Origin of the sequence: Litorerythrobacter xanthomarinus (genome assembly GCF_046254955.1) — a bacterium.
Taxonomy (GTDB): domain Bacteria; phylum Pseudomonadota; class Alphaproteobacteria; order Sphingomonadales; family Sphingomonadaceae; genus Qipengyuania_C.
On sequence record NZ_JBJXRG010000001.1, the window covers coordinates 494,482 to 511,657 of the forward strand.

General features: G+C 60.0%; 21 protein-coding genes. 7 read left to right on the forward strand and 14 right to left on the reverse strand.

Annotated elements, in window-relative coordinates; genetic code table 11:
- The first annotated feature begins 85 nt into the window (after positions 1-85).
- On the forward strand, positions 86-871 hold the full coding sequence (locus tag ACEWMW_RS02540) for a HesA/MoeB/ThiF family protein (protein WP_409412321.1): 786 nt from the start codon (positions 86-88) through the stop codon (positions 869-871).
- A 99-nt stretch (positions 872-970) separates the two neighbouring features.
- On the opposite strand, the gene ACEWMW_RS02545 is transcribed toward ACEWMW_RS02540, so the two are convergent.
- Entirely contained in the window at positions 971-2,167 is a 1,197-nt protein-coding gene (locus ACEWMW_RS02545) for a DUF418 domain-containing protein (RefSeq protein WP_409412322.1), read from the reverse strand.
- A gap of 414 nt (positions 2,168-2,581) precedes the next feature.
- Positions 2,582-3,283, reverse strand: a complete 702-nt coding sequence (locus ACEWMW_RS02550; RefSeq protein WP_409412323.1) for an NAD-dependent deacylase — start codon at positions 3,281-3,283, stop codon at positions 2,582-2,584.
- A gap of 35 nt (positions 3,284-3,318) precedes the next feature.
- On the opposite strand from ACEWMW_RS02550, the gene dapB reads away from it, so the two are divergent.
- Genes dapB through ACEWMW_RS02565 form a run of 3 tightly spaced genes read left to right on the forward strand, consistent with a single transcriptional unit; the run spans position 3,319 to position 5,117 of the window.
- Positions 3,319-4,059 (forward strand): 4-hydroxy-tetrahydrodipicolinate reductase, encoded by a 741-nt coding sequence (gene dapB / locus ACEWMW_RS02555; RefSeq protein ID WP_409412324.1) that lies wholly within the window; start codon positions 3,319-3,321, stop codon positions 4,057-4,059.
- A gap of 10 nt (positions 4,060-4,069) precedes the next feature.
- Positions 4,070-4,717, forward strand: coding sequence for an endonuclease III (nth, locus tag ACEWMW_RS02560; RefSeq protein WP_409412325.1), 648 nt, complete (start codon positions 4,070-4,072; stop codon positions 4,715-4,717).
- Positions 4,718-4,733: 16 nt separating this feature from the next.
- Positions 4,734-5,117 carry a hypothetical protein gene (locus ACEWMW_RS02565; protein ID WP_409412326.1) on the forward strand — a complete coding sequence of 128 codons (384 nt, stop codon included), beginning with the start codon at positions 4,734-4,736 and terminating at the stop codon, positions 5,115-5,117.
- A 3-nt stretch (positions 5,118-5,120) separates the two neighbouring features.
- Here ACEWMW_RS02565 and ACEWMW_RS02570 read toward each other — a convergent pair whose 3' ends face one another.
- Genes ACEWMW_RS02570 through ACEWMW_RS02580 form a run of 3 tightly spaced genes read right to left on the reverse strand, consistent with a single transcriptional unit; the run spans position 5,121 to position 8,213 of the window.
- Positions 5,121-6,356 carry a dicarboxylate/amino acid:cation symporter gene (locus ACEWMW_RS02570; RefSeq protein WP_409412327.1) on the reverse strand — a complete coding sequence of 412 codons (1,236 nt, stop codon included), beginning with the start codon at positions 6,354-6,356 and terminating at the stop codon, positions 5,121-5,123.
- Between the two features lie 55 nt (positions 6,357-6,411).
- Complete coding sequence (gene dapE, locus ACEWMW_RS02575) at positions 6,412-7,551, reverse strand: succinyl-diaminopimelate desuccinylase (RefSeq protein ID WP_409412328.1); 1,140 nt, start codon at positions 7,549-7,551, stop codon at positions 6,412-6,414.
- The gene (locus ACEWMW_RS02580) at positions 7,548-8,213 is read right to left on the reverse strand and encodes a glutathione S-transferase family protein (RefSeq protein WP_409412329.1); all 666 of its coding nucleotides are present in this window, start codon (positions 8,211-8,213) and stop codon (positions 7,548-7,550) included. The genes dapE and ACEWMW_RS02580 overlap by 4 nt, the downstream gene beginning before the upstream one ends.
- 60 nt (positions 8,214-8,273) lie before the next feature.
- On the opposite strand from ACEWMW_RS02580, the gene ACEWMW_RS02585 reads away from it, so the two are divergent.
- On the forward strand, positions 8,274-8,699 hold the full coding sequence (locus ACEWMW_RS02585; RefSeq protein WP_409412330.1) for a VOC family protein: 426 nt from the start codon (positions 8,274-8,276) through the stop codon (positions 8,697-8,699).
- A gap of 386 nt (positions 8,700-9,085) precedes the next feature.
- Here the strand turns inward: ACEWMW_RS02585 and yihA are convergent, their stop codons facing one another.
- From yihA to rpmH, 5 genes are all read right to left on the reverse strand, one after another.
- Positions 9,086-9,733 (reverse strand): ribosome biogenesis GTP-binding protein YihA/YsxC, encoded by a 648-nt coding sequence (gene yihA, locus ACEWMW_RS02590; RefSeq protein WP_409412331.1) that lies wholly within the window; start codon positions 9,731-9,733, stop codon positions 9,086-9,088.
- Complete coding sequence (gene yidC / locus ACEWMW_RS02595) at positions 9,730-11,517, reverse strand: membrane protein insertase YidC (RefSeq protein WP_409412332.1); 1,788 nt, start codon at positions 11,515-11,517, stop codon at positions 9,730-9,732. Before yidC ends, yihA begins: the two co-directional genes overlap by 4 nt.
- Positions 11,518-11,586: 69 nt before the next feature.
- On the reverse strand, positions 11,587-11,796 hold the full coding sequence (gene yidD / locus ACEWMW_RS02600; protein ID WP_409412333.1) for a membrane protein insertion efficiency factor YidD: 210 nt from the start codon (positions 11,794-11,796) through the stop codon (positions 11,587-11,589).
- Positions 11,793-12,155, reverse strand: coding sequence for a ribonuclease P protein component (gene rnpA / locus ACEWMW_RS02605; RefSeq protein ID WP_409412334.1), 363 nt, complete (start codon positions 12,153-12,155; stop codon positions 11,793-11,795). Before rnpA ends, yidD begins: the two co-directional genes overlap by 4 nt.
- Positions 12,156-12,184: 29 nt before the next feature.
- The gene (rpmH, locus tag ACEWMW_RS02610) at positions 12,185-12,319 is read right to left on the reverse strand and encodes a 50S ribosomal protein L34 (RefSeq protein ID WP_120048289.1); all 135 of its coding nucleotides are present in this window, start codon (positions 12,317-12,319) and stop codon (positions 12,185-12,187) included.
- A 225-nt stretch (positions 12,320-12,544) separates the two neighbouring features.
- Here rpmH and ACEWMW_RS02615 point away from each other — a divergent pair, with 225 nt between their 5' ends.
- Complete coding sequence (locus ACEWMW_RS02615; RefSeq protein WP_409412335.1) at positions 12,545-14,053, forward strand: YifB family Mg chelatase-like AAA ATPase; 1,509 nt, start codon at positions 12,545-12,547, stop codon at positions 14,051-14,053.
- A gap of 25 nt (positions 14,054-14,078) precedes the next feature.
- Here the strand turns inward: ACEWMW_RS02615 and ACEWMW_RS02620 are convergent, their stop codons facing one another.
- On the reverse strand, positions 14,079-14,603 hold the full coding sequence (locus tag ACEWMW_RS02620; RefSeq protein WP_409412336.1) for a winged helix-turn-helix transcriptional regulator: 525 nt from the start codon (positions 14,601-14,603) through the stop codon (positions 14,079-14,081).
- Positions 14,604-14,753: 150 nt separating this feature from the next.
- On the opposite strand from ACEWMW_RS02620, the gene ACEWMW_RS02625 reads away from it, so the two are divergent.
- On the forward strand, positions 14,754-15,101 hold the full coding sequence (locus ACEWMW_RS02625) for a CC_3452 family protein (protein ID WP_409412337.1): 348 nt from the start codon (positions 14,754-14,756) through the stop codon (positions 15,099-15,101).
- A gap of 74 nt (positions 15,102-15,175) precedes the next feature.
- Here ACEWMW_RS02625 and ACEWMW_RS02630 read toward each other — a convergent pair whose 3' ends face one another.
- The 3 genes from ACEWMW_RS02630 to galE all read right to left on the reverse strand — a co-directional run bounded on the left by ACEWMW_RS02630 (position 15,176) and on the right by galE (position 17,088).
- A complete protein-coding gene (locus ACEWMW_RS02630; protein ID WP_409412338.1) occupies positions 15,176-15,790 on the reverse strand; it encodes an HAD-IA family hydrolase in 615 nt (204 codons plus the stop codon).
- A 72-nt stretch (positions 15,791-15,862) separates the two neighbouring features.
- Positions 15,863-15,988, reverse strand: a complete 126-nt coding sequence (gene ykgO, locus ACEWMW_RS02635; RefSeq protein ID WP_011415100.1) for a type B 50S ribosomal protein L36 — start codon at positions 15,986-15,988, stop codon at positions 15,863-15,865.
- A gap of 86 nt (positions 15,989-16,074) precedes the next feature.
- The gene (gene galE / locus ACEWMW_RS02640; RefSeq protein WP_409412339.1) at positions 16,075-17,088 is read right to left on the reverse strand and encodes a UDP-glucose 4-epimerase GalE; all 1,014 of its coding nucleotides are present in this window, start codon (positions 17,086-17,088) and stop codon (positions 16,075-16,077) included.
- Between the last annotated feature and the right edge of the window lie 88 nt (positions 17,089-17,176).

Genomic DNA, 17,176 nt, shown 5'->3' on the forward strand with positions numbered 1-17,176 from the left:
GATTGCGGGGACAGCCTCCCCCCCGGTCGCCGTGCCTTCCACAAGGTATCGACAGTCCGTGCACAGGCTGTAAACAGCTTGTCCCATGAGTTCTGAACCGCTTTCTCCCCAACGTTTGGACCGCTTCGCACGCCATATCGTGCTGCCGGAAATCGGCGGGGCGGGACAGGTCGCGCTGGCTGGCAAGCATGTCGCGCTCGTCGGTCTCGGCGGTATCGGTTCGCCCGCGCTGCAATATCTTGCGGCCGCCGGAATCGGCACGCTGACGCTGGCCGATGACGATGTAGTCGATGCCAGCAATCTCCAGCGCCAGACAGTCTATCGCGAGGCGGATGTGGGCCGCGCGAAGGTTGAGGCTGCGAGCGAATGGCTCGCCGGGTTCGAGGGGGAGATAGAGATCCGCTCGGAGCCGGTAAGGGTTTCGGGAGATAGCGCCGCGCGGATCCTGGGAGATGCCGACCTTGTGCTCGATGGATGTGACAACTTCGCGACACGGCTGGCGGTTTCCGATGCCTGCGTCGCCCTGGGTATCCCACTGCTTTCCGCTGCGGTCGGCCGCTTCCAGGGCCAGGTGGGCGCCTTCGCTGGTCACCTCGATGATCAGCCCTGCTATCGCTGCTTCGTTGGCGACGCCTTCGATGCAGAGGATTGCGACACCTGCGCCGAAGACGGGATGCTCGGCGCCATGGCCGGATGGGCCGGAACCTTCGCGGCGATGCAGGCGGTGCGCGTGCTGCTCGAGGGGGTCAGCACCTTCGGCGATCCGCAGTGGGGCAAGCTCCATATCCTCGACGGGATGAAGCCGGGCATGCGGACGCTCGGCATTGCCAAGGACTCGGCATGCAAGGGTTGCGGGGCGAACTTCGGCTAACGACCCAACTTCTGCCATGAACTCCCGCCACTCTTTTGCCAAAAGCGGACGTAGTTTGCGCTATCTCCTTAAGATGAAGGCGTCGCAGGGCTTAACTAATCAAGCGGGCTGAGCATTCTTGCGCAATGGCACGTTCCAGTCGTTCAAGGTTGCTGCACGCCAAGTCCATTCAAGCGGCCCATAGCGGTATCGGGCGTACCACCACTTCGCGATCAGGATCTGCAATCCAAAAAAGGCCATTGCGAGCAAGATTCTCGTTTGCGTGTCCCACACCTCAGCCATTCCGAGCCCGAATTGATACAGTATGGGAACGGCGATAAATGAATGCGCAACGTAAAGCGTAAGGGTCATCCGTCCGGGACCCCTGAACAGGCCAACGAGCCACTGTACTGGCGAATTCCACAAAAGCGCCAGAAGTCCGATTTGAGCAGTTATTGCGCTAATTCCTATCCACTGGAACAAGATTGCACTTTCAGTGAAGGGACCGATGGCGAAAGTGCCGTTTGGTGCTGATCCTGGCACCATCGGCTTTACGAAAAATTCGAGGATCGCGAAGATGGTGCCGGCAATGAGAGCTAGTGCCAATGCAAACCCGCGATCTTTCGCAATGCGGGCGAAGAAACCGGTCCGCTGGATGACAACCCCCACAGCAAACAGCCCGGCAATCTCGCTTACCCTGCCAAAAGACCAGTTTATCGACCACTTGACGAGGTTGCCCTCGATCAAATTCGCACTGATGAGTTCTCCCAAGCTGCCGTTTCTGAAAACATCCCAAAGGCCGGAGCTGGCAAAATAGGGTTCTGACGCAGCAAAGGCATTGCCCCAATGAGCCAGCAGCCATTGGACGAGCAACGGTATCTGAAGGAAGAACAGGCCCGCAATTGCCATCAGTGCATAATTGCTGCGAATTCTGTCCAGCGGGATTAGCAGAAGGCCGAGCAACGCGAGCAACCGGAGAATCTCGGGGGAATACAGCAGCGAGTGGACAAACCCGATCCCCAAAAGGAGCAACAGTCGCCACGCAAAACGGCCCGTGAAATCGATGCCGCGTCCGCGCTGGTTGGCCATGATTGTTGCGAAGCTGAACCCGAAAAGCAGCGCGAATATCGCGAAGGCCTTGCTGCCGAAGAGGAAGAAAATGGCCTGCCCCCACGGATCGTCGGTCGATCGCGATAAACCAACGCCATATGCTTCAGCCGCATGCACCATGAGCAATCCGAACAAGGCGAAACCTCGAAGGGCATCGACAAATTCAATTCGTTCAGGCCGAACCTGCACACCGCTTGCGTCGTTCATCCAATTCCCCCCATGGATCCCCGGCGCGACCCCGGATGGAATAGGCACTGCGTAGTTTTGTTTGTCAATGTGAGGCTCCGGAATACTGCGACCGCATTGATTGCCAAGAGTTGCTAGAGCAGACCGTCTGTTTCCCACCCACTCTAGCGGACGAGGCGCTTTCCTACGGCCTCGCGTGCGAGCTAGGATCGAGGTTGCTCTTTGACCCAGTCCAGAACCCCCGAAAGCTCACGTCACTGCGCGTATGCGTGTTTTCGCGCATTACTATCGCCTGCTAGCGTGATTTCGATGCCTCTTGCGAGATATCGAAAGGTGACACTCGGCAACACTGAACCACGCTTATCTCACTGTTTATAAACCCGAAATCCGAACCGGAATGTTTCGCAAGACCGGCCCCTCGATGCTCCACCCGGCTTACCCTGCCATCACCTCGTCCACCCATGCGGGCACCAGTTCGCCCGCCCTGCCCTGGCGCGATTCGTGAAACCAGTGCGAGCCCTCGGACCGCTCGAGGTTGAGCTCCAGAGTCCGTACGCTCAGCTCGCGTGCATCGCGCACGAAGCCTGCGGCCGGATAGACCGCGCCACTGGTGCCAATGCTGACGAACAGGTCTGCCTGCCGGATCGCGGCGTAGATCCGCTCCATCTGGTAAGGCATTTCGCCGAACCACACGACATCGGGGCGCAAACTCGGCGCCTGGCACACTGGGCATGGCGGGCGATCACTCATCGGGGCATCCCATGGCGAGCGCATCTCGCAAGACAGGCACAGCGCGCTCTTGAGCTCGCCATGCATGTGCAGCACGCGTTTTGCTCCCGCGCGCTCGTGAAGGTCGTCGACATTCTGGGTGACGATCAGCAGCTCTCCGCTCCAACCACGATCGAGCTTGGCCAGCGCTTCATGCGCCGCGTTGGGCTGCTTCGACAGCAAGGCCTCGCGCCGCATATCGTAGAAGCCGAGCACCAGATCCGGATCGCGGGCAAAGCCTTCGGGCGTCGCCACATCCTCGACCCGGTGCTGCTCCCACAGGCCGCCGGCATCGCGGAAGGTATCGATCCCGCTTTCGGCCGAGATACCCGCGCCTGTAAGGATGACGATGTTGCGAATGTCTGGCATGCGCGCCATGAAGCACGTGTGACAAAGGCAAGGCAATGACAGATTCTGCAATACGGTTTGGGATTATCGGGCATAAAGGCCGGATGGGAAAAGCGATTGCGAAAGCAATCGAGCAAGCTGGCCACGTTTTGCAGGTTGGTGTCGATGAAGGCGGGAACCCCGGTCCGCTCGCATCCCAATGCGACGTGCTGGTAGACTTCTCTGCTCCAACCGCTCTCAAGACCAACCTCGATGCCGCCAAGGTAGCTGGCATTCCGATTGTCATCGGGACAACCGGACTGGACGATGAGCATTTCCAGATGATCGAGGAAGCCTCGCAGATGCTTCCTCTGCTGCAGACCGGCAACACCTCGCTCGGCGTGAACTTGCTGTGCCATATCGCGCACAAGGTTGCCGAAACGCTCGACACCAGCTGGGATATCGAAATCCTCGAAATGCATCACCGCGACAAGGTCGATGCGCCATCGGGGACCGCGCGCCAGCTCGGCACTGCTGTATCCGAGGGACGCGGGATTGCACTCGGCGAAAACAGCGAGGTCGGGCGCAGCGGGCCGGACAGCAAGCGCGCACCGGGCGCGATCGGCTTTGCCTCCTTGCGCGGCGGGACTGCCGCGGGCGACCACAGCGTGATCTTCGCCGGAAACGAAGAGCGGATCGTGCTTTCGCACTCGGCCGAGGACCGCTCGATCTTCGCGCGCGGCGCGGTGAAAGCAGCCGAATGGCTTATCGGCAAGCAGCCGGGGCTATACTCGATGAACGACGTGCTGGGGCTCTAGCGCGGCTCGAATGACCAAAGATCAGATATTCGAATTCTTCCGGCGGCTTGCGGAGGACAATCCCTCACCCGAGACCGAACTTGAATACGGAAACTGCTACCAGCTGGTCGTCGCCGTGGCGCTGAGCGCCCAGGCGACCGATGTCGGGGTTAACAAGGCAACTCGCAAACTCTTCGCCGAAGTCAAAACGCCTGAGCAAATGCTCGAGATTGGCGAAGATGGCCTCAAAGAACACATCAAGACGATCGGCCTGTTCAATTCCAAAGCGAAGAACGTCATCGCACTGAGCCAGCTGCTGGTCGACGAATACGACGGCGAGGTGCCCGATGGCCGTGAGGAGCTGGTCAAGCTGCCCGGCGTGGGCCGCAAGACGGCTAACGTCGTGCTCAATTGCTGGTTCGGGCAGGAAACCTTCGCGGTCGACACGCATATCCTGCGCGTCGGCAACCGGACGGGTCTCGCCAAAGGCAAGACACCCGAGCAGGTTGAAGCGAAGCTCGAAAAGCGGGTTCCGCAACCTTTCCGGCTCGGCGCGCATCACTGGCTGATCCTGCATGGCCGCTATGTCTGCAAGGCACGCACGCCCGAATGCTGGCGCTGCCCGGTCGCCGATTTGTGCAGTTTCCGCAAGAAGGTGCTAGAGAAGCCCAAGCGATAGGCGGAGGGACGAGGCAATGAAGCGCATTGGGATCCTGGCGATCGGCGGCGTAGCCTGGGCGATGACGGGCACACCAGCCGCGGCGCAAGCGGCGGCGGAGACGGCGGTACTCACCGGAACTACCGGGTCGGCCACAGCCAAAGGTAGCCGTTCCGTCGGATCCGCCATGGGCGGAGCGATGAGCCGCGCAGGCAATCGCATTCGTTCGCGCGGCAACAGCCGGAACACGCGTTCGCGGCGCGGAGGCAATGCTGAAGGCGCTACCATCGGAACAGGCGACGTGCTCGAAGGCAGCGATGCAGAGACGCACGCAATGGACAACGGAGCCAGCGTGAGAGTCAGCGGCGGATTGCGCCCGCGTGCCGCAAGGAACGAAACGAGCGAAGCGCCTTCCGAATAACTCCTAGACGTCGTCCGCGCTGATCATCTCGGCCCGGTCGATCTCGTTTGTCAGGCTCGCCACCGTTGTGGCTACCGCCGCATCGCCGCTGACATTCGTCGTCGTGCGCATCATGTCCATGATCCGGTCGACTCCCGCAACGAATGCGATGGTTTCGAGCGGCACGCCGACCGCTCCGAAGACCAGCGCCATCATGATCAGGCCTGCGCCCGGAATGCCCGCTGCGCCGACCGCGCCCAATGTGGCGAGGATCGAGATCAGGAAGTAATCTCCCATGCTCAGATCGACGCCGAAAATCTGCGCACCGAACAGCGTCGCCAATCCGAGGTACATAGCCGTGCCGTTCATATTGATCGTCGCGCCGAGCGAGATCACGAAACTTGCGACAGAGTTGCTGATGCCAAGATTGCGGCGTGCGCAGCGCAGCGTTACCGGCAGTGTCGCATTCGAGCTTGCGGTGGAGTAGCTGACCGCTATCGCATCGATTATGCCGCGAAAGAAATCGCCGACCGGCAGCTTGGCGATGAATTTGATCATCGCGGAATACAATACGAGGATGATGATCAGGCAGCCGAGGTAATTGAGAAACACCAGTTTGCCGAGCGCGCCAAGCGCGTCGAGACCCAGCGTCCCCGCAACCCAGGCCATCAACGCGAAGACGCCGAATGGAGTCAGCTCCATCACCACCATGGTGACTTTCTGCATCACCACTGCGCCCGAATCGAAGATCTTGAGGACGGGTTCGCCCTCTTCCTTGGCCATGAGGATGCCGATGCCGAGCAGCAGGGAGAACACGATCAGCGGAAGTACATTGACGTCCGCCATCACTTGCACCGGGCTTTGCGGGACGATCCCAAGCAACATGTCGCGCCAAGTAGTCTCGTTGGGGGTCGGCACGGGGCCCATGTCGATCATCGACGTATCGACGCCTGCACCTGGCTGGACGAAGGTGCCGAGAGCCAACCCCAGCCACACCGCAATCTGTCCGCTGACAACGAACAGCGCCAGTGCGCGCCAGCCAACGCTGCCCAGCTTGCGCAAGTCACCGATCGAGGCGACGCCCGCCACTAGGCTGAAGAAGATCAGCGGCACCACCAGCATCTTGATGAAGGCAATGAATATATCGCCGATGATCTTGATGCTTTCCGCACCCGGACCCCACAGCCAGCCGGTCAGAATGCCGAGTATCAACGCGCCTATGACGCGCTGCCAAAGCGGAATTGCAAACCAGGCTTTCATGGTGATCCTTCTCCCTTTACGCGGGTGCTACGCAGGCTGGGCTCTTAAGTGAAGCTCACTTTTCGAGCGCAGCCAATGCAATCCGTCTATAGATGCGTGCGAGAACATCGAGATCGGCGACAGCAACCGCCTCGTCGCGCTTGTGCATCGTCGCATTGCAAAGTCCGAACTCGATGACAGGGCATAGGTCTTTCAGGAAGCGCGCGTCGGACGTTCCGCCGCTGGTCGAAAGTTCAGGCGAGAGGCCGGTTTCGACTTCCACGGCCTCGACGATAATCTCGGAGAACTCGCCCGGAGGCGTGAGGAAGCTTTCGCCTGAGATCACAGGTCGCGCATGTCCGCCGTGCTTTTCCGCAATGGCCGTCACCCGCTCGGACAGCTCCTTGCCCGTGTGCAGGTCGTTGAAGCGTATGGAAATGCGCGCTTCGGCCTTGGCCGGGATCACATTGTGCGCGGGATTGACCGCCTCGAGATGCGTCAACTCCAGATTGCTGGGTTGGAACCAGTCGGTCCCGTCATCCAGTTCCAGCGCATTGAGCTCGGCGAGGATCGCGACCAGCTTGGGCAGCGGATTATCGGCATTGTGCGGGTAGGCGACATGGCCCTGTGTCCCATCGACCGTTAGCCAGATATTGACCGAGCCTCGCCGCCCGATCTTGGCCATGTCGCCGAGCCGGTGGACCGAGGTCGGCTCGCCGACGAGACACAGATCCGGAATCTCGTCCACTTGGCGCATATGGTCGATCAAGGCGCGGGTGCCGTGGAGCGCCGGACCTTCTTCATCGCCGGTGATGATGAAACTGATCGTTCCCGCATCCTGCGGAACTTCGGATAGTGCCACGACCATGCAGGCAATCGAGCCCTTCATGTCGACCGCGCCCCGCCCGTAAAGCAGGTCTCCTCGAACCTCCGGCGCGAAGGGCGCACTGGTCCATCCTTCACCTGGCGGGACGACATCGAGATGCCCGGCAAATGCAAAATGCCTTGAGCCTTCCGGCCCGCGCCGGATCGCGAAACAGTTCTCGACCGGAGCTCCGTCGCTGCCCGGCTCGCCATCTCCGCGCGTGAAGCGGTGTATTTCGAAACCGAGCGGCGCGATCATCGCTTCAAACACATCGAACACCAGCCCGGTGGCGGGCGTCACGCTGGGCGCGGCGATAAGCTTCTCGGCAAGGGCGAGCGCGCTATCGCTCATGCATCGGGCGCCGAATCATACTGCTCCATCGCCCACTGCTCGCTTTCCGCAGCTTCGCGCCATTGCTCCATCCAGTCGTGCTCCCACACCGCCTGCATATAGGCGGCGGCAAAACCCGGAACTTGCACGCCATAGGTGATGAAGCGACTGACGACAGGCGCGTAGAAAATGTCGGCCGCGCCGAAAGTACCGAACAGGAAAGGGCCGCCTGAGCCAAAACGCGCACGCGCTTCCGCCCACAGGCCCAGGATACGCACGATGTCAGCTTGCACTTCTGGCGGGAATTGCACGCTTTCGAACTGTTTGCGCATGTTCATCGGGCAAAAGCTGCGCAGCGCCATGTAGGACGAGTGCATCTCGCCGACCATTGCCCGGGCCATCCCGCGCGCCACGTCGTCCTTGGGCCAGAAGCGATCACGCCCGACCTTGTCGGCAAAGTATTCGAGGATTGCGAGGCTATCCCATACGACAACTTCGTCATCCCACAGGATGGGGACCTTGCCGCTGGGCATGATCTCGCCCGATTCCTTTTTCGCGGCCTCCCACTCCTCTCCATAGAGGTTGACGATCAGCTCCTCGAAATGGAGGCCTGATTGCTTGGCAGCGAGCCACCCGCGCAAGGACCAGCTGGAATAATTCTTGTTGCCGATGATAAGCTTCATATCGCGGTGGCTAGCTGTTCAGGCTGGCACTGTCGAGCCTGAACGAGTATCGTCAGCTGTATGAGTCTACGCCCTTTTCATCTCGCAATCCCCGTCGATGATATTGCCGCCGCGCGCGCCTTTTATGGCGATAGGATGGGGTGCGACGAAGGCCGTAGCGATACCGATTGGGTCGACTTCGATTTCTTCGGGCACCAGTTGGTGGTTCACAAGGTTCGCGATGGGTCAGGCGATTCGGATGCGGGCGCAAATCCGGTCGATGGCCACCAGGTCCCGGTGCCGCATTTCGGCATCGTCTTGACGATGGATGACTGGCAGGCGCTGGCCGACCGGCTGACTGCCGCCGGGACCGAATTCGCGCTCGAGCCAAACATTCGCTTCAAGGGCGAGCCGGGGGAACAGGCGACGATGTTCTTCCGCGATCCGGCGGGCAATGCGCTGGAAATGAAAGCCTTCGCGAACGGCGCGATGCTGTTTGCGAAATAGTCTTTTGGCTCGATTGGCAAACGTGCGCTAACGACCCAATTGCAGACTTCCCGCTTTTGGCTATCCTAAGCGAATGGATGTGAAATCGAAACGTTTTCGCCAACAAGTACGATTGTGGATTTACGTGGCCGCGGCAGGCTTCTTTGTCTTTCGGCTAGGAAGCGAAGACGGAACAATACTTGATTTCTTTGTGTTCATCATCATCGGCTTCCTTCCCTATATCGAGTTTTGTCCTAAGTGCGGGAAGCTCTGTTGGTGGGAGCAAAAGTGGCAAGAGCGCGTGCCAAATGTTCTTTGGATCGGTTCGCGATGCAGAGGTAACCCCGAAGAATCTCAGTAGCCGGGCAAAGTCCGCTTCCCACTCACTTGCAGACATTCCACTTTGCCTAGGCTGCCAGCTCCGCATCCGCGACAACCGCTGCCCTCAGCGCATCAATCCCCATGCCCTTTTCGGCGCTAGTCACATGCAGTTCGGGAAAGGCGGCGGGATGCTTCTTCGCCTCTTCCGCCACAGCGGCGACGGTCTTCTCAAGCTCGCTGGCCTTGATCTTGTCTGCCTTGGTCAGGACGATCCGGTAGCTCACCGCAGTCTCGTCGAGCATCTTCATCATCGCGCGGTCGACATCTTTCAGACCGTGACGGCTATCGACCAGCACGAGTGTGCGAGCGAGGACTTGGCGGCCCTTGAGATAGGTACGCACCAATTGCTTCCAGCGTTCGACCACCTTCACCGGGGCCTTGGCAAAGCCATAGCCGGGCATGTCGACAAGACGGATCTTGGTGGGCTCGCCAACTTCGAAGAAGTTAAGCTCCTGCGTGCGGCCCGGCGTCACCGAAGTGCGTGCAATCGAGCGGCGCGTGGTCAGCGCGTTCAAAAGGCTCGACTTGCCGACATTGGAGCGGCCGCAAAAGGCGATCTCGGGCACAGTTGGCTCAGGCAGGAACTTGAGCTGCGGAGCCGACAGCAGGAACTCGACCCGGCCCGAGAAGAGCTTCTTCGCGGCCCGTTCTTCAGGCGTGGACGTGTCGCTCACGACTTGCCCTGGTCACGCGTCGCAACCTTATCCTGATCTGCCTTCTGCTTCTCCGAAGCTGCCTTGAGCTGCGGATGGCGTGAATAGAGGTAGGTCTGCTGCGCCAACGTCAGGATATTCGACGTCACCCAGTAAAGCAGGAGGCCTGCAGCAAAGGGAGCCATCACGAACATCAGCACCCATGGCATGATCGAGAAGATCTGCTGCTGGATCGGGTCCATCGCGGTGGGATTGAGCCGGAAGGTAAGCCACATCGTAATGCCGAGCAGCACCGCGAGAACGCCGATGGCGAGGAAGCTGGGCGGCTCGAACGGGAGCAGACCGAACAGATTTAGGATCGTCCACGGATCGGGCGCGCTCAAATCCTTGATCCAGAATTCGAGGAACGGCTTGTGGCGCATCTCGATCGCAAGGATCAGCGCCTTGTAGAGCGCAAAGAAGATCGGGATCTGGATCAGGATCGGCAGGCATCCTGCCAGCGGATTCACACCCTCTTTCTTGTAGAGGGCCATGATCTCTTGCTGCTGCTTCTGCTTGTCGTCCTTGTAGCGCTCCTGGATCGCTTTCATCTTGGGCTGGACGGCCTTCATCTGCGCCATCGAGGCAAACTGCTTCTGCGCAATCGGGAAGAGTAGTCCGCGAATCAGGACCGTCAGCATGATGATGGCGACGCCGAAGTTGCCAACGAATTCGTAGAAGGTGCGCAGTAACCAGACCATCGGCTTGACGAACCATTCGAACCAGCCCCAGTCGATCGCCTTGCCGAAGTTTTCGATCCCGCCTTCGTCGCGGTACTGATCGAGAAGCGCGCTCTCCTTGGCTCCGGCAAACAGCCGCGTTTCGCGGGTCAGCGAAGCTCCGGCGGGCACGGTCGTGGGAGCATAAAGCAGGTCGGCGCGGAACAGGTCATTGCCGATCGAGCGGAAACTGGGTGTGGCTTCCTCGCCTTGCTGCGGGATCAGCGCGGAAAGCCAGTATATGTCGCTAAAACCGAACCAGTCAGGCGCGCCGCCTTCGGGATTGTAAATGCCGTCCTCGGCAAGATCATCGTAGTCGGGGCCATCCTCGATCGTATCGCCATATCCGCCCATCGGGCCGGAATGGACGATCCATTGACTGAAGCTGGCGTTCGAGGACGTGCGGGTAATCAGGCCATAGGGACGCACGACAACGGGTCCGGGCGCGCTGTTGGCAACCGTCTGGGTCGCGGTGACCATGTAATTCTCGTCGATCGCATAGCGGATGGCGAAGACCTGGCCCTCGCCATTATCCCAAGTGAGATCGACCGATGTACTTTCGCTGAGCGTGCCGCCATCCGATTGCCAGACAGTGCGTGCATCAGGGACGCTAACGCCTTCGCCGACCCAGCCAAACTGCGCGAAATACTGCCCTTCTGTGCCTTGCGGCGCAAACAGCTGCACCGGACCACTTTCATCATCGACTGTCTGGCGGTGATCCTTGAGCTCGATATCGTCGATCCGCGCTCCCACAAGGTTGATCGAACCTTCGACGCGGGCGGCATCAATCTTGAGGCGTGTGGGCGCAGCCAGTTCGGTAGCGAGATCGACCGGGCCCGCATCAACGCTGGAAGGCGTGCTCAGGCTATCGCCGCTTGTGGCTACCGGAGCAGCGGCCACCCCTGCTTCGGCAGGAGCTTGGACCACGGCATCCGTCTCCGCCACCGGATCGGGCTGCGGATAAAAGCTGCTCATGAAATAGTCCCAGCCGAACAAAAGCGCGGCGGAAAGAAGCACGGCAAACAGAAGATTACGCTGGTTGTCCAAGAATCGATCCCGTCAGTTCACGTCACGTCACATATGTGGGGAGGTGTATTGCCATTGCAAGACAGCAGCCTACGGGACGGGGTCGTGCCCGTGTCCCCCCCAAGGATGGCAGCGCATTAGCCGCTTAAACGCCAGCCATCCACCCTTGATCGCGCCATATTTTTGCAGCGCCTCGATCGCATACTGCGAACAGGACGGCGAATAGCGGCATGTGGGCGGCAAAATTCGCGACGGGCCAATCTGCCAGCCACGCGCAATCCAGATAAGCACTTGCTTCAACGCCGGTTTCCGCGGCGGGGGCGGCTGCGACTGGGATCGCTCTTGCCGTCTCGCGCACGAGTCAAAGCGGCATTCAGTTCGTCGGCCAGTTTGGCAAAATCGCGTCCGATCCCGCCATCACGGCCAATCAGGATGTGATCGTGATCAGGCAATCCCCTCTCGGGGAGGGCTGACCAAAGCAATTCGCGGAACCGCCTCTTCATCCGGTTGCGGACGACTGCATTGCCGATTCGCTTGGTCACGGTGATTCCGTAGCGCTTGCCTTTCCCGCCATTGGGATGCGCCAACAGCACAAAACCGGGACGCGCCACGCGCAGGCCCCGGTTTGCTGCAAGAAAATCGGCGCGGCGACGAATCACCGCGATTTTGTCAGATTCAGTCGTGTTGCTTACGCACAAAGGTTCTTGCGACCGCGACGACGGCGATTGCGCAGCACCTTGCGGCCGCCCGGAGTCGCCTTGCGTGCGAAGAAACCGTGGCGTCGTGCGCGCACCAGATTGCTGGGCTGGAATGTCCGCTTCATAGTAACCTCGAATGTCCAATAGGATCGCCTCGCAACGAGGTTCACCAATAAATAAGGGCCGCCCAATGAGGCGACCGCCTGTATGGGGCGCGCAGCTAGGCCATGAAGACCGCCAAGTCAAGGTTCCAGCGCTGCAAACCGGTTGCGCCGGTTACAAGCCTTTAACTCCGCAATCCGGCCCAGGTTGGTAGCGTTTGCACCAACGCCAACGGCTCGGGGAATGCAGTGGTCGCGCTTGTCAGAACGGTGGCCTATCTCGGGCTGGAAGCGCGCAGCGTCGAGGTGCAATGCTCGGTCGCGCCAGGCCTACCCAACTTCAACATAGTCGGATTGGCCGACAAGGCCGTAGGTGAAAGCAAAGAACGGGTCCGCGCAGCCCTGTCCTCGATGGGTCTGGCCCTGCCCCCCAAGCGCATCACCATCAACCTTTCGCCGGCTGATCTTCCCAAGGAAGGCTCGCATTATGACCTCCCCATCGCGCTTGCCCTGCTCGCCAGCATCGGCGTAACCGATGCCGAGCAGCTCTCAGACTGGATCGCAGTGGGCGAGCTTGCATTGGATGGCCGGATTGTCGCTTCGCCCGGAGTCTTGCTGGCCGCGCTCCATGCGAGCAGCGAGGAAACTGGCCTGATCTGTCCGGTTTCGCAGGGGCCCGAAGCGCGCTGGGCGCGGGATGTGCCGATTCTCGCAGCGCCAGACCTCATCAGCCTCCTCAACCACCTCAAGGGAACACAGCAATTGCCGCCGCCTGAAAAAGGCATCGTGGCAGAGCCCGATCACGGACCGGATCTGAAGCAGGTTAAGGGGCAGGAGACTGCCAAGCGTGCGCTCGAGATTGCCGCGGCGGGAGGACACAATCTGCTGATGATCGGGCCACCCGGTGCGGGCAAGAGCCTGCTCGCAAGCTGCCTGCCGGGCATTCTCCCGCCGCTTTCATCTGGCGAGGCGCTGGAAGTTTCGATGGTCTCTTCGGTCGCAGGAACACTCGAGGGTGGGCGGATCAGCCGTGCGAGACCTTTCCGTGCGCCACATCACTCGGCTTCGATGGCCGCGCTGACCGGCGGCGGGCTGAAGGTCAAACCGGGCGAGGTCAGCCTCGCGCATCTTGGAGTCCTGTTCCTTGACGAGCTGCCCGAGTTCCAGCGTCCGGTTCTCGACTCGCTGCGACAGCCGCTCGAAACCGGCTCGGTCGATATCGCCCGTGCCAATGCGCATGTGACCTTCCCGGCGCGGGTGCAGCTCATTGCAGCGATGAACCCGTGCCGCTGCGGCCATCTGGGTGATGCGGCACTGGCTTGTTCACGCGCCCCGCGCTGTGCGGCAGATTACCAGTCGAAAGTGTCCGGGCCGATGCTCGACCGGATCGACCTGCATGTCGAAGTCGATCCGGTGAGCGCAGCCGACCTTGCCCTGCCGCCGCCATCCGAAGGAAGCGCCGAGATTGCAAGACGGGTTGCCGCGGCGCGCGAGCTTCAGTCACTTAGAGCGAATGAGGCCAAGGCACGCAGCAATGCCGAACTCGATGGCGAAGCGCTCGAGCGGTTCGCTGCGCCAGATCAAGCGGGTCAGAAACTGCTGCTGCAGGCGGCGGAGGCGATGCGATTATCGGCGCGAAGCTATGTGCGCATGCTGCGCGTTGCGCGGACCATTGCGGACCTCTCGGGAGCGCCGGGGATCACTCGCATCCATATTGCCGAGGCGCTCAGCTATCGCCGGCAACCGCCACGGGCGTGAAAGTGGTTCCGGACTAAGTCCAGCCCTACCCGCTCACGACTTTCAGTTCGGCTGAAGACGAAGGTGCCGCACGAGAACCATCTTCGCGAATGCCCAAGTTGCCCTTTGAAACCAGGTTCAGATCCTTGGCTCCCAGAATGCGCCCGTCATGCGAAAGAATGGAGACCGGGCCGATCGGCAGTCGATCGAGTTCATCCACCAGGACAGGGTCTTCGTTTATTTCGGTGCCATACTTTTGACCCCACTGGCGCAGCGCAATCATCGCTGGCAGCAAGTCAAAGCCCTTCTCGGTCAAGCGGTATTCAACCTTGCGGCGATCATCGGGGCACGGCTCGCGGCGGAGGATATCGTGCTCGACCAGCTTGGCGAGGCGATTGGAAAGGATGTTCCGCGCAATCCCCAGCTCGCTAAGGAATTCTTCGAAGTGATGCAGGCCATTGAAACTGGCGCGCAGGATCATGAACGACCAGCGCTCTCCCATCACTTCCAGCGCAGCAGGAAGCCCGCACTCGATTAGCTCGCGTAGCGGCTCGCGCAATTCAGTACCCATGAAAATCCTTTCCCAATTGCGATCCTTATAGACGCAAAATCGGCGTTTTCAAAAAAATTCAGTTTTTAGTTGCAACTCGAAACCTAGTTAAGTAGGTAGTGATTCGCAACTGGTTTTGATTCGAGACTTAAATACAGAAAGGACGCCCTCATGTCATTCTCCCTCCCCAGGATCTCTTTCGCCCAAAGTGCAGGCGCCGCCGTTCTTGCAATGGCTTACACTGCCGTGACTTTCGGTGCCACGCTGGCCCCCGCTCCCGCACAGGCCAACGATATCTTCTACCGCGCTGAGCTCGCCTCCCCCGCCAGCGAAGCGCGCACAGTCGCCGGCGGCGTGGCATGGTATTGCAGCGAGAACGTCTGCGTCGCCGGCAAAGGCACCTCGCGCCCGCTGCGCATGTGCCGCGCCATTGCCAAGGAATTCGGCGAAGTTGCCAGCTTCAGTGCCAAGGGCGAAGAACTGGCAGTAGATAAGCTGAGCGACTGCAACGGGAACTAAGCCCCCCCCGATCCTACCCTCCTCTCCATCGGGTAGATCACTGGAAGGCCTCCGGCATAGCCGGGGGCCTTTTTTTACCTGGGAAGCAGGTGCCGGGAATGCAGGTCTTCCTGCAAACCACGGGCATCGCTGAAATGATGGACTTGCCAGCCCAATGCTGCAGCGGAAGCGATGTTTGCCGCATTGTCATCGATGAAAAGCATGCGCGGAGCGGAGTGCCCAAAACGCCTCTCGGCAAGGCGGAATATCGCCGGATCGGGTTTCACCAACCGCTCATCTCCCGACACGACTATGTCACAAAAGCGCTCGAGAACGGGAGCTGTGGGGTAGAATTCCTGCCAGAATTCTGATCCGAAATTGGTGATGGCAAAGAGTGGCATGCCGGCTTCGTCGAGCGCTGCAATCAATTCTGCCGTCCCTTCGACCGGGCCGGGGATCGTATCGAGAAAGCGGCTCGCATAGGCGTCGATCAGCGCCGCATGTTCAGGAAATCGCGCTTTTCGTTCTGGGACCATCTCAGCAAGAGGCCGTCCGGCATCATGCTCGAAATGCCATTCTTCGGTCACGACGTTTGCCAAGAACCAATCGAGCTCATCCGCATCATCGATCAATTGCCGGAAGAGGTGCCGGATGTCCCAGTGGACGATCACGCGCCCGACGTCGAATACCACAGCGTCTATGTCAGACATGCAAAAAGCCCCCGCTGATGCAGGGGCTTCGCATTTCTTCGCAACCGCGCGAGCTGCGCGGTGCGGACAACATTAACCCTGGCGCGCCTTGAAACGGCGGTTGGTCTTGTTGATCACATAGGTGCGGCCACGGCGCCGGATCACGCGGCAATCGCGGTGACGATTCTTCAGCGACTTGAGGCTGTTACGAACTTTCATCAATCTCTTCCAGAATGCTACGCGCTCGAGATGGTCGTGGCGCGAGAAAAATCAAGGCGCGCCGTTAGCCTGACGATAGATTCGGGTCAAGCTTCGCCTCGGATCTCCGAGAGTTTGCGTTCCCACTGCAAGGCATGGCCGACAATCGTTTCGAGGTCGGCATATTGTGGAACCCAATCTGTTTGCGCGACGATGCGGCTATTGTCGGAAATCAATGACGCCACATCGCCTGCGCGCCGACCCTTCTCTACACGCGGCAATTTTCGGTTGGCCACCTTGTCTACCGCATCCAGTACTTCGAGTACTGAGAAACCGCGGCCATAGCCAACATTCATGGTCACGCTGCGGTCGGGATTCCCAATCAGGGTCCGAAGAGCCTCAATGTGCGCGGACGCAAGATCGCTGACATGGATATAGTCCCGCAGGCCCGTGCCATCGGGAGTTGGATAGTCGTTTCCGAAGACTGCGACATGGTCCCGCTTGCCCAATGCGCATTCGACTGCGACCTTGATCAGGTGCGTGGCGCCGATGGTCGACTGCCCGCTACGCGCCTCAGGATCTGCCCCGCAGACATTGAAATAGCGCAGCACCGCATGATTGATCGGATAGGCTGCGCTGGAGTCGGCTAGGATCCGCTCGGTCATCGCCTTGCTCATCCCATAGGGATTGACCGGCTGGATCGGATCGTCCTCGGTGAGGGGCTTTACCTCAGGCTCGCCATAAACCGTCGCGGTGCTCGAGAATATGAAATGCGGTACTCCCGCATCCACAGCAGCCTCGATCAGGCTGCGGCTTTTGGCAGTGTTGTTCTCGTAATACTTGAGCGGCTGCTCGACCGATTCCGGAACAATTATCGAACCAGCAAAATGCATGATCGCTTGGGTGTCCTGCTCGGCAAATATCCGCGCCAGAAGTGCCTGGTCCGCAACGTCGCCCTCATAAACCGGCACGTCATCGGGAATGGCGAAGCGAAATCCGGTCGAAAAATCGTCGATTACGGCCACCGGCCAGCCCGCATCCCTGAGGGCAAGTACTGCGTGGCTGCCAATGTAGCCCGCCCCGCCGGTCACGAGTACCGGGCATGTTTCGCTTCTATTCATGCGCTTGCTGCTAGCAGCTTTGCCTCGCAATTTGATAACCATTTTCGTTGACTGCCTACGCACCCGGACCCTTCAGGGCTGGATATGC